The 24,761-nt window shown below is 69.5% G+C and carries 24 protein-coding genes; 14 read left to right on the forward strand and 10 right to left on the reverse strand.

The window, feature by feature from the left end:
• The first annotated feature begins 6 nt into the window (after positions 1 to 6).
• From ASD72_RS11205 to ASD72_RS11215, 3 genes are all read left to right on the forward strand, one after another.
• On the forward strand, positions 7 to 687 hold the full coding sequence (locus ASD72_RS11205) for a membrane protein (protein WP_056880030.1): 681 nt from the start codon (positions 7 to 9) through the stop codon (positions 685 to 687).
• Positions 684 to 1,526 carry a PhzF family phenazine biosynthesis isomerase gene (locus tag ASD72_RS11210; RefSeq protein WP_056880031.1) on the forward strand — a complete coding sequence of 281 codons (843 nt, stop codon included), beginning with the start codon at positions 684 to 686 and terminating at the stop codon, positions 1,524 to 1,526. The genes ASD72_RS11205 and ASD72_RS11210 overlap by 4 nt, the downstream gene beginning before the upstream one ends.
• Before the next feature lie 97 nt (positions 1,527 to 1,623).
• The gene (locus tag ASD72_RS11215; RefSeq protein WP_056880032.1) at positions 1,624 to 2,778 is read left to right on the forward strand and encodes a hypothetical protein; all 1,155 of its coding nucleotides are present in this window, start codon (positions 1,624 to 1,626) and stop codon (positions 2,776 to 2,778) included.
• A 1-nt stretch (position 2,779) separates the two neighbouring features.
• Here ASD72_RS11215 and ASD72_RS11220 read toward each other — a convergent pair whose 3' ends face one another.
• Genes ASD72_RS11220 through ASD72_RS11240 form a run of 5 tightly spaced genes read right to left on the reverse strand, consistent with a single transcriptional unit; the run spans position 2,780 to position 7,922 of the window.
• Positions 2,780 to 4,030: an ABC transporter permease gene (locus ASD72_RS11220; protein WP_056880033.1), complete on the reverse strand. Its 1,251-nt coding sequence runs from the start codon at positions 4,028 to 4,030 to the stop codon at positions 2,780 to 2,782.
• Positions 4,027 to 5,322: a hypothetical protein gene (locus ASD72_RS11225; RefSeq protein WP_081420292.1), complete on the reverse strand. Its 1,296-nt coding sequence runs from the start codon at positions 5,320 to 5,322 to the stop codon at positions 4,027 to 4,029. The genes ASD72_RS11220 and ASD72_RS11225 overlap by 4 nt, the downstream gene beginning before the upstream one ends.
• On the reverse strand, positions 5,319 to 6,290 hold the full coding sequence (locus tag ASD72_RS11230; protein ID WP_056880034.1) for an HlyD family efflux transporter periplasmic adaptor subunit: 972 nt from the start codon (positions 6,288 to 6,290) through the stop codon (positions 5,319 to 5,321). Before ASD72_RS11230 ends, ASD72_RS11225 begins: the two co-directional genes overlap by 4 nt.
• Positions 6,287 to 7,198 (reverse strand): efflux RND transporter periplasmic adaptor subunit, encoded by a 912-nt coding sequence (locus ASD72_RS11235; protein WP_162250380.1) that lies wholly within the window; start codon positions 7,196 to 7,198, stop codon positions 6,287 to 6,289. The genes ASD72_RS11230 and ASD72_RS11235 overlap by 4 nt, the downstream gene beginning before the upstream one ends.
• A 49-nt stretch (positions 7,199 to 7,247) precedes the next feature.
• Positions 7,248 to 7,922: an ABC transporter ATP-binding protein gene (locus tag ASD72_RS11240; RefSeq protein ID WP_056880036.1), complete on the reverse strand. Its 675-nt coding sequence runs from the start codon at positions 7,920 to 7,922 to the stop codon at positions 7,248 to 7,250.
• Between the two features lie 249 nt (positions 7,923 to 8,171).
• On the opposite strand from ASD72_RS11240, the gene ASD72_RS11245 reads away from it, so the two are divergent.
• Together ASD72_RS11245 and ASD72_RS11250 are read left to right on the forward strand one after the other, a co-directional pair.
• A complete protein-coding gene (locus ASD72_RS11245) occupies positions 8,172 to 8,735 on the forward strand; it encodes a tetratricopeptide repeat protein (RefSeq protein ID WP_056880037.1) in 564 nt (187 codons plus the stop codon).
• Positions 8,735 to 9,190: a hypothetical protein gene (locus ASD72_RS11250; protein ID WP_056880038.1), complete on the forward strand. Its 456-nt coding sequence runs from the start codon at positions 8,735 to 8,737 to the stop codon at positions 9,188 to 9,190. Before ASD72_RS11245 ends, ASD72_RS11250 begins: the two co-directional genes overlap by 1 nt.
• Before the next feature lie 27 nt (positions 9,191 to 9,217).
• On the opposite strand, the gene ASD72_RS11255 is transcribed toward ASD72_RS11250, so the two are convergent.
• A complete protein-coding gene (locus ASD72_RS11255; RefSeq protein WP_056880039.1) occupies positions 9,218 to 10,732 on the reverse strand; it encodes an AAA family ATPase in 1,515 nt (504 codons plus the stop codon).
• 153 nt (positions 10,733 to 10,885) lie between these two features.
• On the opposite strand from ASD72_RS11255, the gene ASD72_RS11260 reads away from it, so the two are divergent.
• The 9 genes from ASD72_RS11260 to ASD72_RS11300 all read left to right on the forward strand — a co-directional run bounded on the left by ASD72_RS11260 (position 10,886) and on the right by ASD72_RS11300 (position 19,801).
• Positions 10,886 to 11,518, forward strand: coding sequence for a ParA family protein (locus ASD72_RS11260; protein WP_056880040.1), 633 nt, complete (start codon positions 10,886 to 10,888; stop codon positions 11,516 to 11,518).
• 21 nt (positions 11,519 to 11,539) lie between these two features.
• Positions 11,540 to 12,016, forward strand: coding sequence for a histidine phosphatase family protein (locus tag ASD72_RS11265; protein ID WP_056880041.1), 477 nt, complete (start codon positions 11,540 to 11,542; stop codon positions 12,014 to 12,016).
• Complete coding sequence (locus ASD72_RS11270; RefSeq protein ID WP_056880234.1) at positions 12,013 to 12,597, forward strand: YceI family protein; 585 nt, start codon at positions 12,013 to 12,015, stop codon at positions 12,595 to 12,597. The genes ASD72_RS11265 and ASD72_RS11270 overlap by 4 nt, the downstream gene beginning before the upstream one ends.
• Positions 12,594 to 14,573: a phospholipase D family protein gene (locus ASD72_RS11275; protein WP_235578000.1), complete on the forward strand. Its 1,980-nt coding sequence runs from the start codon at positions 12,594 to 12,596 to the stop codon at positions 14,571 to 14,573. Before ASD72_RS11270 ends, ASD72_RS11275 begins: the two co-directional genes overlap by 4 nt.
• Positions 14,574 to 14,662: 89 nt before the next feature.
• The gene (locus tag ASD72_RS11280; protein WP_056880042.1) at positions 14,663 to 15,091 is read left to right on the forward strand and encodes a hotdog fold thioesterase; all 429 of its coding nucleotides are present in this window, start codon (positions 14,663 to 14,665) and stop codon (positions 15,089 to 15,091) included.
• A gap of 65 nt (positions 15,092 to 15,156) precedes the next feature.
• On the forward strand, positions 15,157 to 15,954 hold the full coding sequence (locus ASD72_RS11285; protein WP_056880043.1) for a lysophospholipid acyltransferase family protein: 798 nt from the start codon (positions 15,157 to 15,159) through the stop codon (positions 15,952 to 15,954).
• Positions 15,955 to 16,045: 91 nt separating this feature from the next.
• A complete protein-coding gene (locus tag ASD72_RS11290) occupies positions 16,046 to 17,035 on the forward strand; it encodes an alpha/beta fold hydrolase (RefSeq protein WP_200948883.1) in 990 nt (329 codons plus the stop codon).
• Positions 17,036 to 17,084: 49 nt separating this feature from the next.
• A complete protein-coding gene (locus tag ASD72_RS11295; protein WP_056880045.1) occupies positions 17,085 to 19,160 on the forward strand; it encodes a tetratricopeptide repeat protein in 2,076 nt (691 codons plus the stop codon).
• Positions 19,161 to 19,186: 26 nt separating this feature from the next.
• Positions 19,187 to 19,801 (forward strand): YbhB/YbcL family Raf kinase inhibitor-like protein, encoded by a 615-nt coding sequence (locus ASD72_RS11300; RefSeq protein ID WP_056880046.1) that lies wholly within the window; start codon positions 19,187 to 19,189, stop codon positions 19,799 to 19,801.
• 48 nt (positions 19,802 to 19,849) lie between these two features.
• Here ASD72_RS11300 and ASD72_RS11305 read toward each other — a convergent pair whose 3' ends face one another.
• The 4 genes from ASD72_RS11305 to ASD72_RS11320 all read right to left on the reverse strand — a co-directional run bounded on the left by ASD72_RS11305 (position 19,850) and on the right by ASD72_RS11320 (position 24,734).
• On the reverse strand, positions 19,850 to 21,268 hold the full coding sequence (locus ASD72_RS11305; RefSeq protein WP_155944613.1) for a hypothetical protein: 1,419 nt from the start codon (positions 21,266 to 21,268) through the stop codon (positions 19,850 to 19,852).
• A gap of 61 nt (positions 21,269 to 21,329) precedes the next feature.
• Positions 21,330 to 22,148, reverse strand: coding sequence for an META and DUF4377 domain-containing protein (locus ASD72_RS11310; RefSeq protein WP_056880048.1), 819 nt, complete (start codon positions 22,146 to 22,148; stop codon positions 21,330 to 21,332).
• 62 nt (positions 22,149 to 22,210) lie between these two features.
• Positions 22,211 to 23,005, reverse strand: coding sequence for an undecaprenyl-diphosphate phosphatase (locus ASD72_RS11315; protein ID WP_056880049.1), 795 nt, complete (start codon positions 23,003 to 23,005; stop codon positions 22,211 to 22,213).
• 109 nt (positions 23,006 to 23,114) lie between these two features.
• Positions 23,115 to 24,734, reverse strand: coding sequence for an NAD(P)/FAD-dependent oxidoreductase (locus tag ASD72_RS11320; RefSeq protein WP_081420294.1), 1,620 nt, complete (start codon positions 24,732 to 24,734; stop codon positions 23,115 to 23,117).
• Between the last annotated feature and the right edge of the window lie 27 nt (positions 24,735 to 24,761).

Raw genomic sequence — 24,761 nt, forward strand, 5'->3', positions numbered from 1 at the left:
GGCCCCATGAAATCCATCTCCCCCATCGGACTGGCCAACCTCGGCCCCCTCGCCCAACTCAAGGCCGGTCGCCTGCCGGAGCGCGTGCTGCGCCTGCTCGTCGGCCTGTGGCTGTACGGCCTGGCCATCGCCTTGATGATCGAAGGCGCCGTCGGGGCTTCGCCCTGGGACGTGTTCCACCTGGGCGTGTCGCACCACCTGCCGCTGTCGTTCGGCACGGTGATGATCCTCACCGCGGTGGGCGTGCTGCTGGCCTGGATTCCGCTCCGCCAGATGCCGGGGCTGGGCACGCTGGCCAACACGCTGCTGCTGGGGCCTTTCGCCGATCTCAACCTTGCGCTGCTGGCCACGCCCGAGGGCCTGCCGCTGCGTTGCGCCTACCTGCTGGCCGGGGTGGTGCTGTGCGCCGTCGCCACCGCGATGTACATCGGCGCGCAACTGGGGCCCGGCCCGCGCGACGGCCTGATGACCGGGCTGGCGCGCCGCACCGGTTGGTCGATCCGCAGCATCCGCACGCTGATCGAAGTCACCGTGCTCGCCATCGGCGTCTTGCTCGGCGGCGTCGTGGGCGTGGGCACGCTGGTGTTCGCTTTCGGCGTGGGGCCGCTGACGCAGTTCTTCCTGCGCTACCTGGTGGTGCGCCTGGACGCACCGGCGACCGTCGCGTTCGAGGGAGAAACACCATGACCCCCACGATCCTGCGCTACAGCGCGTTCACCACCGATCCTGCGGGCGGCAATCCGGCTGGCGTGGTGCTGGATGCGCGCAGTCTGTCCGACGACGCCATGCAGCGCATTGCCGCAGGCGTGGGCTATTCGGAAACCGCCTTCCTGCTGCCGCGCGCGGAGGGCGAACTCGACGTGCGCTACTTCAGCCCGTTGGCCGAAGTGAGCTTCTGCGGACACGCGACGATCGCGGCGATGGTCGCGTACGCGCATCAGCAAGGTCCGGGGGATTTCGTACTGCATGCACAAGCAGGGCGTGTACGCGTGACGGTCGATGCCGACTTCGCCGCCACCCTCACCAGCGTGGCGGCGCGCGTCGAGGCACTGGACGCGACGGATCTCGACCGCGTGCTGGCGGCATTGCGCTGGCATCGCGACGATCTCGATCCCACCCTGCCGCCCGCCGTCGCTTACGCGGGCGCCTGGCATCCGGTCATCGCCGCCGCCTCGCGCGCCCGACTCGCCGACCTGCACTACGACTTCGATGCGCTGTCCACGTTGATGGCGGCACGCGGCTGGACCACGGTGAACCTGGTCTGGCGCGAGGATGCGCACACGCTGCACGCGCGCAATCCGTTCCCGCCCGGCGGCGTGGTGGAAGATCCTGCCACCGGCGCGGCGGCGGCCGCCTTGGGCGCTTATCTGGCAACGCACGATGAACTGCCCGACACGCGTCGCTTCCGCATCCTGCAGGGCCATGACATCGGCCGCCCGAGCCTGCTGCAGGTAGAGGTGCCGCGTGATCTGCACGATGGGGTGCGGGTGAGTGGTGCCGCCGTGGAGCTCGCGCGCGTGCAGTGAATGGATCATGCCGTGACATGACGTGGCAGTGGGCCGCGCTTGAAGGACGCCGTGACGCATGCGAACGTGCCCGTTCGTTTCCCGACAGGAGTGGGGCATGCGCAAGGCAGGGCAGGTGGTGGTGTGGTTGGTGCTGATCGCGACGTCATGGACGTCGGTATCGACGATGGCGCAGGAAGGACCACGCTCCGTACCGCCAGGCCGGGTCGAGTCCGATCCACGTCTCGCTGCGGCGGACGAAGCCTGGCGCGCCGCATGGCGGAACAATGTCGAGGTCTATCTGCGCAGCGTCGCCGCGCGTGGCGCGCCGCGTGATCTGTTGGCGGCCGGTTGGCTGTGGCCGATGGAGCGCGACGAGGCGAGCATCGCGGAGCGCGGTGTGTTCTCAAGGCCGCAAGCTCGCGAGTGGATACAGGCGGCGTATGAAAACGCGCGCGACGACGATGCGCTCGTGGACTGGACGCTGCTCGATGCGTGTGCCATGTCCGGCGCGACCTGCGATCGAGGGAGGCTGCTCCAACGCCTCCTGAGCGCCGATCCCGGCAATGCCGAGATCCTGCTGACTGCCTATCAGGACGCCATCGAGCGCAAGGATGCAGCGGCCGCCGAATCGTACTGGCAGGCCGCTGCGCGGGGCACGCACTATCGTCCCCGCATCAATGAACTTGGCGCGCTGATGGCGTCCGTGTTGCGCCGGGCGCCCGCGCCGGCACTGGATCCAACGCTCGCGGCTGCGTTGGGCGAAGACCTTGGTCTCGGGCGCGGCGCAACGGCATCGGACATGGCGGATGTCGTGGTGATGGGCCTCAACGTGGCCATCGCGATGCCGACGCTGCAGCCGATCCAGCAGCGCTGCAGCGCTCGGGTCGGGCACCTGCCCGCCGAGACACGGGTGGCCTGCAAGCACATCTACACCCTGCTGGGCGCCGACGAATCGACCCTGCTGGGCCCCCTTGTCGCATTGCCGCGCCTGATCGAATGGGCCGACACCGAAGAAGAGCGAACGGAAGCCCGCGAGCGCCTGCGTCGCTTCGCCTGGCTCTACGAAAACTCGCTGCTCCAGTACCGGCGCCCTGTGCAGGCACGGCGCTTGCCGGTGGATCACCTCGATCGCGTTTTCCGGGATGGCGAACTCGCCGCCATGCGTTACCAGCTGGTACGCGAGGGCGTCGTGGCAGAACCGCCCGCCGGTTGGCAGCCTGACAATCCGGAATGGCGCGCCCTGTTGACGGGCGCGCGCGCTCCGCATTGACTCAGTCGTGGCGTAGCGCCGCAATGGGGTCCAGCTGTGCGGCCTGGCGCGCGGGGTACACACCGAAGCCCAGGCCGACCACGGCGCAGAAGCCCGCCGACAGCAGGATCGGCAGCGGCGCCCACGCGACCTGCCAGCCGGCGAAGGTGGCGATCAGGTAGGCGAGCACGCCGCCGAACACCAGCCCCAGCACCGCACCGGCGATGCAGATGACGGTGGCCTCGCGCAGGAACTGCGCGATCACGTCGCGCCGCCGCGCACCGAGCGCGCGCAGCAGGCCGATCTCGCGGCGACGCTCCAGCACGTTGGCCAGCATGATGTTCATGATGCCGATGCCGCCGACGAGCAGGCTGACGCCGGCGATCGCGCCCATCACCACCTGGAAGATGCGCTGGGTCTGCTGGTGTTGCTGGAACAGCTGCTGCGGCACGATCAACTGGAAATCCGCCATGCCCGCGTGACGTTGGTCCAGCACCGCGGCGAGTACGCCGGCACCGGCGGCCAGCCGCTGCGGGTCGTCCAGGCGCAGCAGGAAGCGGTCCACTTCGTCTTCCTGCGGCTGGAACCGGAAGCGCGCCCGCGCGCTCGCCAGCGGCACGTAGATGCGGTTGCTCTCCGAGCCCAGCTGCACGCCTTCGAAATCGTCCTGGCCCAGGTCGCGATCGGCCAGCACCCCGATCACTTCCAGCCACACGTGGTTGACCTTGATCAGTCCACCCACCGCGTCGCCGTTCGGGAACAGGTCGGCCGCGGCCTGGTGGCCCAGTACCGCAACGGCAGCCAGGGCGGCCTCGTCGTCGGCGTCGAAGGCGCGTCCCTTCGCGACATTCAGCGACGACAGGCCGAACCAGTCCGCGCTGACGCCGCTGGCCTGCGCGTCGCTGCGGCCGGTATCGCTGAAGACGGTGTGCGTGCGGACTTCCTTCTCGCCGGCATGGCGCTCGGCGCCGGGCACCACGCTGAGCGCCGCCTCGGCATCGGCGACGGTCAGGCCCAGGCTGCGCTCGCGCGTTTCCTTCAGCGTGTCCTCGTCCTGCGTCTTCGCCTCGGCGATCAGGTTGTGCAGGCCCAGGCCTTCGACCAACCGCAGGGCCTCGCGCCGGCTGCCTTCGCCCACCGCCTGCATCGCGACGATGGCGCCCACGCCGAAGATCATGCCCAGCAGCGTCAGCAGCGTGCGCAGGCGCCGCCGCCAGAGTTCTTCCACCGCTTCGCGCCAGACGGTGGGCAGGCGATTGAGCAATCCGGTCATGCGTTCTTCCCTGGTGCGTCGTTTTCGCCGTCGGCGGCGGGCGAGTCGCCGGCGCCCGCGTCGTCCTGGTCCTTGCCGTCCTCGCCCGGGGTGGGCACGTCGGCCTGCGTGAGCTTCACCTGGTCGCCGGGCTGCAGGCCCTTGAGCACCTGCGAGCGCGCAGTGCCGCGCACGCCCAACGTCACTTCGCGCGCCACGTAGTCGCGGCCCTGCTTCACCTGCACCCAGTGGCGGTCGTCGCGTTGCTCGATGGCCACGTTCGGTACGGCGATGGCGTCCTTCGCGGCGAGCAGCACCACCGATGCCGCGAAGCGCTGGCCCGGGATCAGCCGGAAGCGCTCGATGGCATCCCTCGGGATCGGCGCGCGCATCGAGAGGAACTTCACCGGGCTTTCGCGGTTGCGGACCTTCGCCGCGCTCGCCACCCACGAAAGCTTGCTGTCGATGCGCTGGTCCGGACGGCCCAGCGGATGCAGCACCACTGCATCGCCGGCCTGGATGCCCTGCGCCTCGATCTGCGGCAGGTCGATCTCCACTTCCATCGTCGCCGTGTCCGGCAGGCTGCCGAACTCGAACCCCGCGCGCAGGTTGGCGCCCACCATCGGCTTGTCGCCGGACCAGTTGGTCGCCAGCAGCAGCACGCCGTCGTTGGGCGCGCGCAACTCCAGCGCATCCAGGTCGGCCTTGCGGGTCTGCGCATTCATGTCGAAGGTGGCGCGCTGCGCGTCGAGCACCGCCAGTTCGGCGCCGCCGCGGACGTCGGACTGGTCGCGCTGCCATTGCAGCACGCCCTGCCGTACCTGCAGGTATTCCTTGTCTTCCACCGCATCGAGCACCTGGTTGCGCGCGACGGTGCTGAGGTCCGCACTGGCGTAGCGCTGGGCGATGCCCAGTTGCACGGCGACCTGCGAGAGGTCCACTTCCACGCGACCCTGCGAGGAATCCAGCCCGCTCTCCTTTGCCGCGCGCGCCAACGCATTGCGCTGCAGGTCGATCATCGCCTGCGCCAGCTGCTGCTCGCCTTCGGGCGAAATGAAGCGTGCCAGCAGTTCGCCTTTCTTCACCAGGCTGCCTTCCGGCACCATCCACTCCACTTGGCGCTGCGCCCAGTTCTTGCCGGGCACGGTCAGCGGCGTGGGCTTGGCCGAACGCAATTCGCCTTCGCCGCGCACGGTGAGCGTCAACGGTCCCTGCGCCACGGTCTCGCTGGCGACGGGCGCGTCGTCCTCGCCGCAGGCCGCCAGGGCTGCGACCAGCACCAGCAGCGCGCCGATGCGCGTCGTGCGGATCATTTCGCGCCTCCGGCGATGTCGGGCACGGTGAGTTCCACGCGCACCGCCTGGCCCGGGCGCAACTTCGCCTTCGCATCGTCCAGGCGGATGTCCAGGTCCAGCACGGGTACCGGCTGCACTTGCGATTTGCTGCGCACCGCATTGCCGATGGTGACGACCTTGCCCTGGTACGCGCTGCCGCCGCCGCCTTCGACCACGATGCGCGCGCGCGCACCGACTTTCACCCGCTGCAGATCGCGTTCCGGAAGCTGGGCGCGCACCGCGAGCGTGGCCGGGTCAGGGATCTCGGCCACGGTCTGGCCGCGCCAGACCTGTGAACCAACGTCGAATTTCTCGTTGTTCCAGCTCGTCTTGTGCATGATCACGCCGTCGCGCGGCGCGGACAGGTTCAGTGCGGCAATGGACGTCTGCAGGCGCGTCACGTCGGCTTGCGCTTGTTGCAGCTCGGCATTGACCAGCCGCAGCTCCTGGCGGCGCTGCTCGGCAGCGGCACGCTCGGCCACCTGCGCGAGCGCGGCGCGGCGCTCGGTGCGGCGACGGTCCTCCACCAGCTTGTCGTACTCCAGGGCGGCGATCAGTTCGCGCGGTTGCTGGGTCTTGCGACCCGCCTTGTCGCGCTCCGCTTCCGCCTGCGCGGTCAACAAGCGCTGGCTGCGCTCCCGCTCCGCCACGTCCAGCGTCAGGTTCTCGAGCTCGCGCTTCTTCTCCTGCAGCAGGCTCTGCTTCTCGCTGAGCTGGCGGATCAGGTCGCTGCTGTCGAAGGCAATGATGATGTCGCCCTTCTTCACCAAGCTGCCGTCGGGCGCAAGCTGGGTGATGTTGAACTGCCACATGCGATCCACGGCCGGGGGGATCAGCTGTGCGCTGCGTCGCGCGTAAACTTCGCCGTCGATCCGCAGCGTGGACGCGAAGAGGCTGGGCGAGAAGGTCAGCAGCACGCAAGCAAGCGCGAGAACGCGGATCTTCATGGCGCCTTTTCCTTGTCGGTACGCGTGGCAGCCGGTTGCGTCCGCACGCGTACGCTCATGCCTGGCATCAGTGGCAGAGAATGATCGCCCAGTACGATATCGATGGAGAAATAGCGGCCATCCCCCCACTCAGGGCGGCGATCGGGCGCACCCGAGATGAAATCGATACGACCGGTCACGTTACGGCCGGGAATGGCATCGAACATGATGTCCACTGGCTGTCCCACGGCAAGCCCACGACGATCGGGCTCAAGCGCCCAGGCGCGCACGTTCATGCGGCCGCTGCCCACGACTTCGCCCGCCTTGGATCCAGGCATGGTCGAAGAACCCTCGTCCATGCGACCCCCTGACATGGGGTTGAAGCCATGCACGACGACGCCGTCCCGATCAGCGACCACCTCTGCAGTCCGTACCAATGCGCTGTGGTAGTCGCGTTGCATGGTCAGTTTCCGCACCTGGAGCTGACCGTCCTCCATTCGACGCCGCACGGCGACGCGCGCGCCTTCGAGATCCTTGCGCTTGAGCGCGACTTCGCGCGTTGCGCGGTCCAGCTCACCTTGATGCCGGTCGTAGTCCAACGCGGAAATCAGGTCGGGGGGGATGGTCGCATCCAGTCTTGCTGCCGCCAGTTCGGCTTCCGCATCCACCAACGCCATTTCCGCGTCCACGGCCTTGACCTGTAGCTCGGCAACGTCTTTGGCATCTTTCGCCTGCGCCTGCTCAATCTGCAGGGCAAGCTCCGGAATGCGACTGGCCGACTGGCCCGGATCGATCCGCAACACCACCTCGCCCTTCTTCACCCGTTCGCCTTCGGGCACGTAGTAGCGGATCACCACCGGCGAGGTGTTGGATTGCGGCGTGAGGATCTGCTGTGCGTCGATCGCACGCACTTCGCCGGTCAGTACCACCGCCTGCGCGGGCGACGTGGCGGCCAGGGCGAGGGCGGCCCAGAGCGTCTTACTGGAGCGCATCGAATTCCACCTTGCCGTCGCGCAGTTTCACCTGGCGCGGGGCGCGCGCGGCGATGTCGTTGTCGTGGGTCACCAGCACCACGGTCTGGCCGCCGGCATGCACTTCGTCGATCAGCGCCAGCACGTCGGCCGCGCTCTTCGAATCCAGGTTGCCGGTGGGTTCGTCCGCCAGCAGCAGGGCCGGCTGCAGCAGCAGGGCGCGTGCGATGGCGGCGCGCTGCATCTGGCCGCCGGACAGTTCGCTGGGGCGGTGGTCGCGACGCTCGCCCAGGCCCACGCGATCCAGCAGGGCCAGTGCGCGTTCACGCGTGCCGGGCGGCGGTTGCCGGTGGAAGCGCAGCGGCAGCATGACGTTCTCCAGCACGGTCAGCCGCGGCAGCAGGTGGAAGCTCTGGAACACGAAGCCGATGCGCCGGTTGCGCAGGTCGCTGCTGGCCTCGTCGTCGAAGGTGGCCACGTCGCGGCCTTCGAACAGGTACTGGCCGGCATTCGGATGGTCCAGGCAGCCGAGGATGTTCAACAGGCTGGACTTGCCCGAACCCGACGGCCCGGTGATGGCGACGAACTCGCCCTGGCCGATGTGCAGGTCCACCCCCGCTAGCGCGCGCACGGTCTGTCCGCTCATGGCGTAGTGGCGCTGCACGCCCTGCAACTCGATCATCGCGTCCCCTTCGCTCCCTCGTCTCCAGTCGACCCTCGTCCCGCGCGAAGGTTCCTTCCGTGAAGCGGAAGACCTTGCTCGCGATGGTCGAACTTCCGAGGGTCGGAGCATCCCAGATGAATGCGCGGACATGCAACCGCGCCTCGCTCGCGATCCACTGCGCTCCCCCTGCGCTGGGCTTGGGTTGACGCATCCGCACCGGCCGCCGACCATCCACCCACGGCCCAGGATGGGTACGCGGGGATAAACATGAAGCACGCGATGCGCTGGGTGTTGGCCGGATGTGCATTGATCTCGTTCGCCGTCGCCGCAGAGCATCCGGATGCGACCCTGGCCGATGCGGAAAAGGGCGATGCCGGCGCGATGCATCGTCTCTGCTATGGATTCCTCTATGGCGAGGAAGGTCGCAAGGCGGATCCTGCACAGGCTTTCCGCTGGTGCTCGGCCGCGGCGCGAACGGGCATTCCCAGCTCGCAGACGCTGCTTGCGGAGATGTACTACCTCGGCACGCATGTGGCGAAAGATGTCGAACAGGCGCGCATCCACTACCGGGCCGCCGCGGACCAGGGGCACCCGCATGCCCAGCTCATGCTGGGCCGGATCGCCTTCCTCGAGGAGCCGCGCGATCCAGCGGCGTTCTGCCGATGGACGCGGGCGGCGGTGCTGCAGGGGTACGACAAGGCATTCGATGTCCTGAAGGCGGTCGAGCAGGACTGGCGCGCGCAGAACAAGGGTGGGCCCAAGGGCTACTGCGACAGTGTTCTCGACGCTGACACGGAAGCTCCTGCTGTTTCGTCGGGCGAAACCGGTTGATGGCGGCGCTCGCCGGCGTGACGGGCCTCGTCGAACTGCTCGGGATCGAGATGGTCGCGCTGCTGGCTGCGCTTGCGGTCGCCTACTTCGTCGTCGCGCTGATGCCGGCCTGGTGGCCGGCCCTGCGGGCGTTCCGCGGGAAGACGCGCCTGCCGCGGCCCTTCCTGTTCGTGGGAGTCGTGGCTGCGCTGGTGTACGGCGTGTACTTCCTGTGGGGTTGCATCGTCCTGCTACCGCTGGAGGCATACCGCATCTTCATCGCGCCGCAGCTGGCGGCGGCGGGGTTGCCGCATGGGGCATGGCTGGTGCGGGGGCTCGACCTGGTGGGTGGCTACGGATGGCTCGTGGCCGCGGCGATCCAGCTGGTGTTTACCGTGTGGCTGACGCGACGGCTGGCACGGCGTTGGCCAAGCATCTGCGCCGCGCTGTCCGCTGTCGAGCCACCGCAGGCGTAGAGCCGGCATGCGCCCCGCGGGCGCCGCTCAATCCGCCGGCACGGTCCGCTCGCGCGCCCACTCGCGCAGCGCCTGCACCTGTTCGGCCATCAGCACCGACAGCGGGCGCGTGTTGCGGATCTCGTGCATCACCACGTCGGTGTCCAGCGGCTTGTGTTCCGCATGCGCCGCATACAGGGCCGAGACGATGGCCTGTTCCAGCTCCGCGCCGGAGAAGCCGTTGGCCGCGGCGGCCAGCGCCGGCAGGTTGAAGCCCTCCGGGTCCAGCTGGCGACGCGACAGGTGGACGCGAAGCACCTCCACGCGCGCCTCGGGCGAAGGCAGGTCGACGAAGAAAATCTCGTCGAAACGGCCCTTGCGCAGCAGTTCCGGTGGCAGGTCCTGCACCTGGTTCGCCGTGGCCACCAGGAAGACTTGTTGGGAGCCCGCTTGCCCGCTACCCGCGCCGGCCGTGCGTTCGGCCATCCAGGTGAGCAGGTAGCCGAGCACGCGGCGCGAGACGCCGCCGTCCTCGTCGCCACCGCTGGCCAGGCCCTTCTCGATTTCGTCGATCCACAGCACGCAGGGCGCCAGTTGCTCGGCCGAGGCCAGCGCCGCGCGCAGGTTCTTTTCGGTCTCGCCGTGGTACTTGTCGTAGAGCGTGCCGAAGTCGAGCCGCAACAGCGGCACGCCGAATCCGGCGGCCGTGGCCTTGGCGAGCATCGACTTGCCGCAGCCCTGCACGCCCAGCAGCAGCACGCCCTTGGGCAGGTCCAGGCCCGGCGGCGGATTGCCGGAGACGAACACCGCGCGCCGCTGCTCGATCCAGCGCTTCAACCGCGACGCGCCCGCCACATCGGCGAACCTTGCCGTGTCGTATTCGTAATGCAGGTGTCCGCTGCGGTTCAGCAGTTCGAACTTGAGCTTGTTCAGCGCCGGCAGGTCGCTCGCGCTGAGCGCGCCGTCGTTGAAGATCAGCTGGCGGGCGATCCGGCGCGCATCGACCAGGCTCAGGCCCTGCAGATTGCGCACGATCTGCTTCACCGCCTCGCCGTCGGCCTCGACCCGGCGGCCGCCGTGTTCGCGGGCGTAGTGCTCGGCCTCCTCGCGGACCATCTTCAGCAGCGCCGGGCCGTCCGGCAGGCGCGGGCTGAAGCGCACCGCCAGCGCCTCGAGTTCGGCCGGCAGCTCGATCTTCGCGCCGACCAGCACCACCACGTGGGGCAGGGTGTGGCGGCGCTGCAGGATGTCGCGCAGCTGGCGCTGGCTGCTGGCATAGCCGAGGTAGGGATGGAAATCGAACAACAGGTAGATGCCGCGCTGTTCGGCCTGTTTGATGGCCTGCAGGGCGGCGCTGGCATCGGGCGGGCCGACGGCGTCGTCCTCGCGGTCCATGTCCAACCGGCGCAGGCCCTCGGTGATGCTCCAGCGGAACAGCGCCCTCCACACCTGGGCCAGGGCCTGCCGGAACAGCTCCACCACGCGGGCCTCGTCCTGCGTCTCGATGACGATCAGCGGCGTGTTGGCGCGGATCAGTGCGGTGAGGTCCTGCAGTTCGTTCATGGGGCGTCCGGTCCGTGGGGACGGGCACGATAGCAAGGCAGGGTGATGCGGGGAACGGCGGTGGCAGCGCTTCATGCCCGGTTCCCGGACGCCGGTTCCCGCTTCACCAAGGCCGGTGTACCCTGCGGGCTCCCCGGGCAACGAGGTGCGCGCATGAAGACGATTCTGGTCGCCAGCTCCAAGGGCGGCGCGGGCAAGACCACCCTGGCGACCAACCTGGCCGCGTACTTCGCACTCGATGGCAAACGCACGGTGCTGGTGGATGCGGATCCGCAGCACTCCTCCACCCGCTGGGCCGAACGCCGCGCCGAACTGGAAAGCGCGGTGCTGCCGATCGATGCCAGCGGCAAGCGCGCCTGGCGCGCCTGGCTGCCGGACGACGCCGAGCGCGTGGTGATCGATGCGCCCGCCGGCGCGATGGCCGACGACCTGGACAGCTTCCTGGAGCACGCCGACGCGGTGGTGGTGCCGGTGCTGCCCTCGGCCCTGGACATCGAAGCCACGGTCGGCTTCCTCAACACCCTGGCCAAGGTGCCGCGCGTGCACAAGCGCAAATTGCCGGTGGGGCTGGTGGTCAACCGCACCAAGCCCTGGACCAATGCCTCGCAGCAGGCCGTGGAGATGCTGAAGACCTGGCCGTACCCGGTCGTCACCCAGTTGCGCGACACCCAGGCCTACGTGGTGCTGGTGGGGCTGGGGCGCAGCCTGTTCGATTACCGCTCGGCCCAGGTCCGCGACCACCAGGCCGACTGGGAACCGTTGTTGAAATGGATCAAGAAGGCCTGAGGCCTAAGGAGCAAGCGTCCCATGCGTGAACTCATCCTGCTGCGCCACGCGCATGCCGAACCGGCCACGACCGGCCAGTCCGACCTGGACCGCCCCCTTTCGCCGCAAGGCCTGGCCGAGGCCGAAGCCGCCGCGACCTGGTTGAAGGACCAGGGCCTGGTGCCCGATCGGGTGCTGTGTTCCCCTGCGCGCCGGGCGCGCGAGACGCTGGAGGCCGTGCTGGGGGCGATCGGCTATGTCGAGCAGCGGCTTGAAGAGCGCATCTACGAGGCCACGCCCGGCACGCTGGCGGACCTTGCCGACCAGCATCGCGAAGCCGAGCGCCTGCTGATGGTGGGCCACAACCCCGGCTTCGAGCAGTTGGCGGCCCTGATGTATTCCGGCGTCACCAGCGAGTACCGCGGCATGCCGCCGGGCGGTGTGGTGGTGCTGACGCTGCCGGTGGACGCCACGATCGAACCGGGCGTGGCGCAACTCTCCGCCTTCTGGTGGCCATGACGCAGCTCGCCGTCGCGCGCCTGCGGCTGGCCATGCTGGCCGTGGGGGCGCTGCTGGCCGTCCCGGCGCTGGCGCAGGGACGCAACGACTTCGACCCCGCCAACACCCGGCTGGGGTTCGAATTGCGCACGCGCTGGGGCCAGGTGCTGGACGGCGTGTTCCGCCAGTACGAAGGCTCGGTGGAGCATCTGCCCGACGGACGCCAGCAGGTGCGCCTGCGCATGTACACGCGCGATGTCGAGATCGTCGACCATCCCCGCTACAGCGACTGGGCGCGCAGCGAGAAATTCTTCGATGCCGACCGCTATCCGGTGGTCACCTTCACCTCCAAACCCTACGACCCGATGCTGCTCTACGACGGCGGGAAGCTGGAGGGTGAACTGAGCATCAAGGGCATCAGCCGGCCACGCAGCCTGGATGTGGCGCCGGCGACCTGCCAGCGCCCTGCGGTGAGCTGCGATGTGGTGGCGACCGGCGCGGTGCGGCGCAGCGACTACGAGATGGACGACTGGATGCTGGCCGTCAGCGACCGCGTGGTGTTCGTGCTGCGTGCGCGGATCAGGAGCGGAAAAACACCGTGAAGCACCGCAGTGCCGCTGTACTCGCCGTGCGTTGCGCGGTCCTGTGGCTCGCGCTGCTGTGCAGCGCCTGCGCCAGCCTGTCCGATCGCCAGCGCGAGCGTGCCGCCGGCATCGCCGCGGCCGCGCGTTCGCAGGCGGTCGATTGCGCGCAGGCCGATGCCTGCGCACTGCGCTCGCCGCTGTACGACCTGGGCGACCAGGCGCGCGCGGCGTCGACACCCGAAGCGCCGCGCCACTATGCGGTGATCCTGGACCAGGGATCCGATGCGTTGCTGGCGCGCCTGAACCTGATCCGCAGCGCGCGCGAGCGCATCGACCTGCAGACCTACATCTTCGACAAGGACGACAGCGCGCGGCTCGTGCTGGACGAACTGCTCGGCGCCGCCCGGCGCGGGGTGAAGGTGCGGCTGCTGATCGACCAGCTGTCGGCGATCGCCGACCTGGAGATCCTCGCCGCGCTGTCCGGTGCGCACGAGAACTTCGCCATCCGGATCTACAACCCCAGCTTCGGCAAGGCCAAGCTCAACTACCTGGACTACGCGGGCAGCGTGCTGTGCTGCTTCCGCCGGTTCAACCAGCGCATGCACACCAAGCTGCTGCTGGTGGATGGCCGCGTGGGCATCAGCGGCGGCCGCAACTACCAGGACGATTATTTCGACTGGGATGCGGAGTACAACTTCCGTGACCGCGACGTGCTGGTGGCCGGTCCCGAGGCCGGCGCGATGGCGACGAACTTCGAGGCCTTCTGGAACGCGCGCCGCAGCGTGCCGGCGGAGCGTCTGAACGACGTCGGGCGCACGCTGCTGGACGGTGGCGTGCCGGCGATGCCGGTGCCGCGCTACGTGCGGCCGGAGCGTGTGCAGGCGGCGAAGGAGGATGCGAACGATCCGGACGTGATGCGGACGCGCTTCGTCGATGCAGCCTATCCGGTCAACGATGTGCGTTACATCGCCGACCTGCCGCAGAAGCACCGGCGCGAACGTCGCGACGACGATGCGCCCGCCGCGCCCGAGCTGGAAGCGCTGATCCGCAGTGCGCAGACCGAGGTGCTGCTGCAGACGCCGTACCTGGTGATGTCGAAGCAGGCGCAGACGATGTTCCGAGAGATGCGCGAACGCCAGCCGCCGCCGCAGGTGGTGGTGTCGACCAACAGCCTGGCGGCCACCGACAACCCGGTCGTCTACTCGATGTCGTTCAAGTACAAGCGCCGCTACCTGCGCGAGTTCGGTTTCCGGATCCACGAGTTCAAGCCCTTTCCGGAAGACGCGCCGGTCGACTACGCCGCGCTGATGCCGGAAGGTCCGCCATTGGCATCGCCTGGGGGCGGGGCGAGTGGCGGCAGTGGCGGCATCCGTGGCCCGTCGGGTTCGATCGGGCCGTCGTCCGGCGGTTCGTCCGATGCGTCCTCGGGGGAAACCACGCGGCGTTTGCAGCGCACCGAGTCGCGGCCGTCGTTCCTCAGCAGCGGCGCCGGTTCCGAGCCGCTGCCGCTGAAGCGCGCCGGCGTGCGCATGGGCCTGCATGCGAAGTCGATGGTGATCGACGGACAGACCGCCGTCATCGGCACGCACAACTTCGACCCGCGTTCGGAGAACTACAACACGGAAGCGGCGGTGGTGATCGACGATGCCGCATTCGCGCAGGCGTTGGCCAACAGCATCCGGCGCGACATGTCGCCGAAGAACGCGTGGGTGATCGCGCCGCGGGCCAAGCCGGTGGTGTTCTCGGGCCTGGACTACAGCCTGGGCAAGGTGTCCGAGGCGCTGCCCATCTTCGATATCTGGCCGTGGCGCTATGCGACCAGCTATGAGTTCCGCCCCGGCCCGGATTGCCCGCTGCCGGTGACGCCGAAGGATCCGGCCTTCCACCGCTGCTACGTCTCGGTGGGCGATTTCCCCGAGGTCAACGTCGGGCCGAAGTGGTTGTACACGCGCGTCCTGACCGCGTTCGGCGCGGGGTTGGTCCCGATCCTCTGAAGGCGGGGTCCACCCGTCGCGCCGTGGCGCTACGGGCACCCTGCCGGCTGGCGTAACCTTGCGCTTTCTTTTCCGGATTCCGTTCCGCCATGAGCTTCCGCGCGCCCGTCGACCTCGCCGCCCTCAACGCCCACGCGGCCAACACCCTGGTCTCCAACCTGGGCATCGTCGTTACCGATGCCGGGGACGACTGGCTGCGCGGCACGATGCCGGTGGATGCCCGCACGGTGCAGCCCTACGGCATCCTGCATGGCGGCGCCTCGGTGGCGCTGGCCGAAACGCTGGGCAGCATGGCCGGCAACCTGTGCGTGGACACGACGAAAGAGATGGTCGTGGGCCTGGAGATCAACGCCAACCACGTGCGCGCGATGCGCGGGGGCGTGGTGACCGGCACGGCGCGCGCGCTGCACGTGGGCCGCAGCACGCAGTTGTGGGAGATCCGCATCGAGAACGACGAAGGCAAGCTGGTCTGCGTCTCGCGCCTGACCCTGGCGGTGGTGCCGGTCGCAAAGGGCTAGGCCCGGCGCCGCGAACGCCCGGCGGCGCCTCACTCCTCCCCGTCCACTCCTGCTATCGTGACGGCATGACGCCACCCCCTGTTCATGTTGCGCGCGCCCATGGTGCGGCGCGGGCATTCCGCTACCTGTATCGCGTGCCGCTGCTGCTGATCCACCTGCTGGTCTTCCTGCCGGTCACGCTGCTGTGCCTGTCGCCGGTCCTGGTGTGGGTGCGCGTGGGCGAGGAAAGTGCAGGCGACGTGGCGGTGCGCTGGTGGTCGAGCGGCCTGATGCGCATCTTCGGCTTCCGCCTGCGCCGGGTCGGCACACCGTTGCCGGGCCCGACGATGTTCGTGGCCAATCATGTCAGCTGGATCGACATCGAGGCGCTGCACAGCCAGCGCATGATGGGCTTCGTCGCCAAGCAGGAGATCCGGGGCTGGCCGGTAGTGGGCTGGCTGGCGGCGCAGGGCCAGACGATCTTCCACCAGCGCGGCAGCCAGGAATCGCTGGGCGGCGTGCTGCAGGCGATGATGCGGCGGCTGCGGGAGGGGCGGTCGGTGGGCGTCTTCCCCGAAGGCCGCACGCGCGATGGTCGCGAGGTCGGCCCGTTCCACGCCCGCATCTTCCTCGCCGCGGTCGAAGCCGGTGTGCCGGTGCAGCCCGTTGCGCTCCGCTACGGCGCGCGCGGCAGCGCACAGCCGGTGGTGGCGTTCGGTCCGAAGGAGAGTTTCTTCGCCAATTTCCTGCGCCTGCTCGGCGAGCCGGCGCGGACCGCGGACATCTGTTTCCTCGAACCGATCCGCATCGCCGACGTCGAAGGGCGCCGGCGCATCGCCGAGCTCTCGCGCGAGCGGATCGTGCAGGCGATGGCGGCGGCCTGACCGATGGCGTTGACGGGTTTCCGACGGAATCGAAGGAATACTCGGTTCCGCGGTGCCATCCTCGGCCCGACGCTGCCGCGATGAGCCCATGATCACTGCCGCCGACTACCGACCGCCGCGCTGGCTCCGCAACCCGCACCTGCAATCGGTGCTGGGTTCGAGCGCGTTGCGCCGCCGGCGTGGCCTGCGCGCGTTGGCCGTCAGCGGCGCGGTGACCGCCGAGCACATCGTCGATGGCGGCGATGGCGTGCGGTTGCAGGGGTTCCTCAGCCAGGTGCCGGGCAGCGAACCGCGTGGCCTGGTGCTGCTGCTGCACGGGTGGGAAGGCAGCGCCGATTCCAGCTACATGCGGCTGACGGCGGCCCAGCTGCTGGCGCGCGGGTTCGATGTGTTCCGGCTGAACTTCCGCGACCACGGCGATACCCACCACCTCAACGAGGACCTGTTCCACTCCAACCGCCTGGATGAAGTGGTGCACGCGGCCGTGGACGTGTCGCGACGCTTCGCGGGCGGCGTGCCGATGCGGGTGGCCGGGTATTCGCTGGGCGGCAACTTCGCGCTGCGCCTGGCCTTGCGGGCGCCGCAGGCGGGCCTGGCGTTGGCGCACGTGGCGGCGGTGTGCCCGTTGCTGGACCCGGCGACGACGATGGAGCGCATCGAGAACGGCTTGCCGCTGTACGACTGGTATTTCGCGCGCAAGTGGCGGCGCTCGCTGGAACGCAAGCGCGACCTGTTCCCGCAGCGCCACGATTTCGACGACACCGTGCTGGCGCTCGACATGCGCGCGCTGACCGACTGGCTGGTGCAGCGGCACACTGCGTTCGGCACGCTGGATGCGTACTTCGACGGCTACGCGATCGGCGGCGAGCGGCTGGCCGGGCTGTCCGTGCCCGCGCACATCCTGATGGCGGAAGACGACCCGGTCATCCCCTTCGACACCTTCCGCGGCTGGTCCCTGCCTGCCCAGGCCACGCTGGAGATCGCGCCCTGGGGCGGGCACTGCGCCTTCATCGAGAACGTCGCGGGCGACGGCTACGCCGAGCGCTGGGTGGCCGAGCGGCTGGCCGGCAACGCTGCCTGAGGCCGGAACCGCCGGTACAATCGGCGTTTGCCCGAACGCTGGTAGTCCCATGTACGACTCGATCCTCGAAGCCCTGCGCCGCGGCGCGGCGACCGATGCGCTGACCGCTGCCGAAGCCCTCGCGGCCGAGCGGCCCGACGACGCCCAGGCGATGCGCTGGCTCTCTGCCGCCCAGTTGCAGAACGGCCAGGCCGACGCAGCGCTGGCGAGCATCGACCGCGCCATCGCCCTGGCACCGGAAAACGCCGAACTCCACCTGGCCCGTGCCGGCGTGCTGGTGGGCAGCCGCCGCCCGGACGAGGCGCAGGCAGCGCTGGACCAGGCCACCGGGCTGGACCCGAACCAGTTCGGCGCCTACCTCTCGCAGGCCCAGCTGGCGCTGACGCGCGGCGACCTCGACGAGGCCGAAAGGGTCAACCGCCTCGCCGAGCGCGTGGCACCCCACCATCCGCAGCTGGCGGTGGTGGAAGGCATGGTGGCGTTGCAGCGAGGCGAGGCCGACACCGCGCTGAAGCGGGTGTCGCAGGCCATCGAAGCGGCGCCGGACGATGCGCAGCTGCGCTACGTGCTGGGCTTCATCTACATGGCCAAGGGACATCTCGCCTTCGCCGAACAGGCCTTCCGCGCCATCGTGGAAAAGAATCCGGCCGCCTCCAGCCTGTGGGGCCTGATCGCCGACCTGCTGGGGCGCCAGGGCCGTTTCGATGAAGCGGCCGACGCACTGGGCACGCTGTTCGCCGATCCCGCGCGTGCAACCCCGGGCCTGAAGCGCCTGGCGGGCCACTTGCGCCTGCGGGCAGGCCAGCTCGAGCAGGCCCAGCCGCTGTTGGAAGACGCCGTGGGCCAAGGCGCCCACGACCGCGCCACGCTCTCCGCCCTGCTGCAGCTGTGGCATGCGCAGGACCAGCAGGAGCACGGCCGGGCCCTGCTGGAAGCCTGCCTGGCGGCGCAGCCGCGCGAGGCGGATCTCTGGCTGGCGCGACTGGCGCTGGAAGACATGGGCAGCGACGCCGCGCTCGCCCTCGCGACGCGCTGGGTGCATGCCGCTCCGGAATCGGTCGCTGCACTCGAGGCCCAGATGGCGGCGCTCGCCCATGCCGGGCGTGGCGAGGACGCAGACGCCATTGCCGACCGCATCCTGGATTTCGTGCCGGGCCACAGCGACGCGCAAGCGCGCAAGGTCAATGCACTGGTCGCGCGTGATCCCTCGGCGGCGGTGGCACACGTTGAAAGCCTGCTGCTGCAGGCGCAGCAGGACGAGATCCGGCAGACGCTGCTGGGATGGCTGGCGCTGGCGCAGGACCGCGCGGGACTGCATGCGGAAGCGCTGGGCAGCTGGCTGAAGCGTGCGCAGGGTTATCTTCCCAACAGTCTGCCCCCCAACCCCCTCAGTGCGTCCGTGCAGGCATGGCCAGAAAGAGGGTCGATTACCCCGGAAACGCCGAGCCGGCCGCTGCTGCTGTGGGGCGCCCCTGGCTCTGGCGTAGAGCGCATGGCGGCCGTGTTCTTTGCCAGTGGTGCTCCACTGCGGGGCGATCGGTTCTCGGAGCGAGCGCCCAACGATGGGTTCCAGCGCTACGTGACTGTGCAGGAACTCGTGAATGGCGTGAAGAAGGGCGATGGCCTGATTGCGGATTGGCGTACTCGCCTGCCCGCCCGCGGTGTCTACGATGGCAATGTAGTGGACTGGCTGGTGTGGTGGGACAACGCACTGCTGCATGAATTGCGCCCGCGACTGCCCGAGGGGAGGCTGCTGGTGGCGCTGCGGGATCCGCGGGACATGCTGCTGGAATGGCTCGCGTTCGGCGCGCCGGCCCCGATCGCCATTACCTCCGCGGAGGAGGCGGCGACGTGGTTGGCCGCCGTGCTCGACCATGTCGCCACGATCGTGGAGCAGGACCTGTACCCGGCCACGGTCGTACGCCTGGACGGTATCGAACGCACGCCATCCGCCATCGCCGAACGCCTGAGCGACGCGTTGGGCGGCCTCCGCCTCGCGGTGCCGCCGGAGCCCGGCAACGAAGGTTTCCAGCCTGGCCACTGGCGGCAGTACGCCGATGCGCTCGCCGGGCCGTTCGCGACGCTCACCCCGGTCGCGGTGCGCCTGGGTTATCCCGAGGCCTGACCTCTCACGTACGACAGGAGCGGCACATGCGTCTGTGGAGCGACAGTTTCGAGAACACCCGTCCCCTTCCGGCCGAGTTCGCGATGGGGCAGCCCGACGGCTTCGCCGCCAACCGCAATCCGCACCTGGGGTGGGACGGCGTGCCGGACGGGACGGCGTCCTTCGCCCTGCTCTGCATCGATCCGGACGCGCCGACCGTGCCTGATACGGTCGGGCGCGACGACCTGCAGATCCCGGTGGAACAGCCGCGCGCGCATTTCATCCACTGGGCGATGGCGGACATCGCGCCGGAGGTGCGTACGATCGCGGCCGGGAGCTGCAGCGACGGCGTCACCGCGCGCGGCAAGCAGCAGCCCGCGGGGCCGGCCGGCGCACGCCAGGGACTGAACGACTACACCGGCTGGTTCGCCGGCGACGCGCAGATGGGCGGCGACTACCTCGGTTATGACGGTCCGTATCCGCCGTTCAACGACCTGCGCGTGCACCGCTACTTCTTCCGCCTGTTCGCGCTGGACGTCGCCGCGCTGGACCTGCCGGCCCGCTTCACTGCCGCCGATGTCGAACGTGCGATGCAGGGCCATGTGCTGGCCGAATCCGCGCTGCACGGGACTTACACACTGAATCCGTCGCTGCGCGCCTGAATCATGCGGATCGATGGCCACGCAGGCGCGTGGCCACGCCGCGAGGTATCAGGGCGTTTCGCGCCAGCGTGATCCGCCGTCGCCATCGATCACCAGGCATGTTCCCGTTGGCGGGCACTCACGCGCCACGCTGATGCCCTGCAGCGGAATGTCGAGGCGCCACGCGAGGCCCCACGCACCGATGGCGTAGAAGCGCTGCCCGTCCGCGACAGCGACATGCAGGGGCGTCGGCGGCGTGGGCTGGCGCTCCAGCGCCTGCAGCGTGGACTCCGCCCAGCGCGCGCGCCCGATCAGGCCGGGGTGATCGAGGCGGCGCGTACCTTCCACGGCGATCCATGAAGACAGCGCGACGAGCGCCGCCACCGCCAGCGCGCGCGGCGTGCCGGCGATGCCGCGGGCCATCGCGATGACGGGCAGGATCACCGCGATGGCGGCGTAGTACTCGTAGCTGTTCCACGCGAACAGGAAGTAGGGTGCGTACGCCAGCACGGCGAAGACCGGCAGGGCCAGCCACTGCGTCGGCGACAGCGCGCGACGACCCGACCAGAACGCGAGCATCCACGCGCCGAGCATCGGCAGTGCGGTGGCCGCGATCCAGGCCGACCCCTGGAACCGCTCGCCCGATACCGCCATGCGCACCGCTTCGCGCGGAACGTTCAGCAGCCATGCCACGAACGAGGTCGCGTTCCGCAACACGTGGCTGCCCAGGCCCAGTTCGTAGGCGGCATCCGTGTTCGCGGTGAAGCGCCCGCGCAACAGCAGCCACGCGACCACCACGCCTGCTGAGGCCAGCCAGGCGATGGCCTCCCCGATGGTGGGCCGGCGCAGGCCGACGAACGCGGCCGCCACCAGCATCAAGCCGGGCGTGAGCACGGCGGATTCCTTGCACAGCAGGGCCAGGGCGAGCGAGGCCGGCACCGAGGCGAACAGCACGACGCGCGCTGTTCCGCGGGCATCACGCGCGCTGACCCACGCGGCCAGCGACAGCGTCGTGAACAGCGTGAGCAACGCATTGTTGGCGGCCGCGACCCAATGCACCGGCAGCAGGTGCATCGTCAGTGCGCCGTACACGGCGCCGGCGAGCAGGGCGACCCTGCCGGCGTGCGGCCATGCGCAGGCGCGCGCGATGCGATGGCCGAGCAGGGCGACGCCCGACGACGCCAGCAGGTGCAGCCCCAGGTTCACCGCGTGCGCGGCGAAGGCATTGCCGTGCAGGCCGGCGTCGATGAGCCGCCAGTACGCTTCCTGCGACAGCGGGCGCCAGAAACGCACGGGCGACGAAGGCCAGAAGTCCGACCACCACGGCGCGCCGCTCGCGTTCGTCGCATGCGCGGCGTGCAGGAAGACGTAATCGTCGCCCCAGAAGGGCGTCCACAGCGCCGGCAGCCACATGGCCAGCGCGGAAGCGGCGAGCAGGACAACGGCGAGCAGGGAAAAGGAGGATGCGTTCCTTGCAGCGAAGCTCATCAGCGACGGATCGGTTCCGGTGGCGCGCCACTATACCGGCGACGCGCCACCATCGAAGGCGTCACTTCTTCTCGTTGGCGGACTCCACCACCATGTCCAGCACGTAGGCGCGGTTGGACGCGTCCGCCGGCGGGTTCTTCACCGCGTAGCGGTCCACGCGCAGCACGTTGCGGATGCCCGGCTCGTGCTTATAACCCTCGATGCTGTCGTAGAAGTGCTGGAACTCGCCGGGCGTGCCGACCTTCAGGCCCTTGTCGTCGTACTGGATCTCGCGGACCTGCAGGCATTGCATGTCCGGGATCAGCGGGTGGTTGCACGGCTTCGTGTCCGCGGCCACTTCCAGGAACACGCGTTCGCCCGGGCCGCCGAAGCGCGTTTCGGCCGTGGGCTCGCCGGTGAAGGAGAGCGTGTCGCCGCCGGCCGTGGTGAGGGTCAACGCGGGCGCATCGCCGGTGGCGACGGTCGCCAGCGTCAGCGTGCCTTCCAGGCGCCTGCCGACTTCGTCGTCCAGCGCCATCACCTTGGCGTCGGCGCAGGCCATCTTCGTCGACATCAGGCGCCCGGCCGTCAGCGAGCCGTCGGCCAGCGTGTAGCTGCCGCCCATGCGGTTGCAGGTGTTGGCGATGCCCAGGCGCCCGTCGCGGAACTCCAGGGTCACCGGCTTGTCGGGCTGGACGAACAGCGCGTCGAGGCGCCGGCCTCGCGCATCCGTCGCCGAAGACAGGCGCCAGTGGTACTTCGGCAGCAACGCGGGATCCGCGGCGGGGGCGACGGCGGCCGTCGCGGGGGCCGATGCGGCAGGGGGCGCCGGGGTGTCTTCGGCGGGTTTCGGGCAGCCGGCCAGGGCGAGGGGCAGGGCGAGCAGCAGCAGTCGTTTCATGGCGTCTTCTCCAAGGGTGGCCTATGCAAACGCGCGAGCGGTTGGAACGGGGTGAAGGGCGCTTAGCTGCCGACCGGCATCAGCAGGAGCAGCAGGGCGCCCAGCACGATGCGGTAGATCGCAAACCCGGTGAAGCGGTGCGCCTTGATGAAGCCCAGCAGCCACTTCACCACCACGAAGCCCGTCGCGGTCGCCGCTGCGAAGGCCAGGGCGACCTCGCCCCAGTTCTCGCTGCCCAGTGCGTTGTCCTTCACCAGTTCGAGGAAGGCATAGCCGCTGGCCGCGAACATGGTGGGGATGCCGACCAGGAACACGAACTCCGCCGCCGACGAACGCCGGCTGGTGCCGGCCAGCATCGCCATGAAGATCGCCGCCGCGGAACGCGACGTGCCCGGGAAGACGCCGGCCACCACCTGCGCCAGGCCGACCAGCACCGCGACCTTCCAGGTGATGGCGGCCACGTCGCCGCGCTTCTCGGCGAAATGCTCGGCCACCAGCATCCATACGCCGCCCAGGATCAGCGCCCAGGCGATCGGGGCGACGGTTTCCGGCAATTCCCAGCCTGCGAGCCGCACCGGCAAACCGACGAAGGCGGTCACCAGGAAGGCCACCGCCAGTTTCATCGCGTAGTCGCGCGTGGCGGCATCGCGCCAGCCGGTGGCCAATTCCCAGATGCGGCGGCGGAACACCAGCGTCGTTGCCAGGATCGCACCGGCCTGGATGACGATGTTGAAGAAGTCCGAACGCGGGCCCAGCCAGTGCTGGGCGATCAACAGGTGGCCGGTGCTGGAGACCGGCAGGAATTCAGTGAGGCCTTCGAGGATGCCGAGCAGCAGCGCGGCGAGCAGGTCGGTCATGGGCGAGGTTCGGGCGGGGAACGGGCAGGATAGCGGAAAGCCCTTCCGTGCCCGTGCTCGCCAACGGCAGACCGCCCGCGCGCCGTCCGCGTGTCAGTGTCGTCCGTGCTCAGGCGCCGCGGAACAGGTTGCTGGCTTCGCTGGCCGCGCGAAGGCCAGAAAGGACCGCGCCCTCCATGAAGCCCTGCCATTCGTAGAAGCTGCTGGTGTGGTCGCCGGCGAACAGCAGGTTGTCCACGGCGCTGGCTTCGGCGTGCGCAATGCGGGTGAAGTACCCCGGCTGCGGACGCGGGACTGCGCCGCGGCTGTTGGGATCGGTGCTCCAGTTCTGGCTGGTGGCGAGGATCTTGCCGCGGCGATCGCGGGAGACCGTCTCCATGGCGCCGGGCAGCACTTCCTCCAGCGATGCCACGAAGCCCACCGCATCCATCTGGAGGCTCGCGGGAAGCAGGCTGCGCGCGGCCTGTCCGCCCACCTGGTGCGCGATGACCGCGCCGGTGCGGCCCGCACGCGAGGGGTTGGTCTCCCACGCGTTCTGCAGGTTCGGCAGGTCCGCCTTGCCGCTGCCGGTGGCACCGTTCTCGCGCCAGTACGGACGCGAGAAGCCGACCAGCAGCCGGCTGCTGTCGCCCATTTCCGACTTGTCGATGGCCTGGCGTTTCCACGCCGACATCTCCACGCCGCGCATCTCCACATCGCGCAGCACGCTGAAGGGCATGGCCAGCACCACGGCGTCGAAATCGCGCTGCACATACTTGCCGCGCAGGTCGAAGGTGAGCCGCACCGTGCCGCCCGTGCGCCGGCTGAGGGCCACCAGGCGATGGCCGAGCTGTACCGGCTGCGGGAGCTTCTGCGCCAGTCCGGTCGCGATCAGGTCGTTGCCACCCACCACGCGCAGCGATTCGCCCGGGCTCTCCAGTGCGAACTTGCTGCGCCGGTCGCCGTACGTGAAGCGCAGGAAGGCCAGCGCACTGACTTCGTCCAGGTCGCTGCCGAACTCGCCGAGGAAGGCGTTGCCCAGCACGCTGCGCAGCAGGCCGCTGGCCCCGTAGAGCGTCAGGTATTCGTCCAGCGACATGAAATCGAGCGCTTCGGCGCGTGCGCAGAAGCGCTCCGCGTGCGGCGCGCCCAGCGGGGCGATGTCTTCACGGATGAAATCGGCGAACGCACGGAACTCATCCGCGATCTCCGCGTCGGAGTGGCGCTGGCCGGCGAAGTGGTGGAACGTGCGGCCGCGATCGCCGTCGACGGCTTCCAGCGGCAACCCCAACGCGCGCGCATAGCCCAGCATGGCGTGGTGGGAGCTGCCGATGAATTCGGCGCCACGTTCGGCCACCTGCCCCGGGAACACGTTGCGGGCCGACCAGCAGCGACCACCGACCCGTTGGGCCGATTCGAACACCTTCGCCGGCACGCCGAGACGGGTCAGCTCGGTCGCGCAGGCCAGGCCGGCCAGGCCCGCGCCCACGACCGCCACCCCGCGCGTGTTGGTCAGGCGCGCATACATCGTGCGCGCGTCCTGCGCCGTCGCCGCAAGCAGGGGCGGCGCCATCACGCCGAGCCCTGCCGCCGCCACGCCGCCCACGGCCGCCTGCATCAGGCGGCGGCGATCCTGGCTGTCGGGCGTACCGCGCCCCACGGCGTCGCTGACGTCGTCGCCCGTGCGTGCGCAGTCCTGGCCGATGCGGGCCAATCGCAGTACCTGTGCCATCCAGTCAGAGCGCGTCATGTCGGTCTTTTCCTTGGTCAGGGGTTT

The organism is Pseudoxanthomonas sp. Root630 (genome assembly GCF_001427585.1).
GTDB lineage: Bacteria > Pseudomonadota > Gammaproteobacteria > Xanthomonadales > Xanthomonadaceae > Pseudoxanthomonas_A.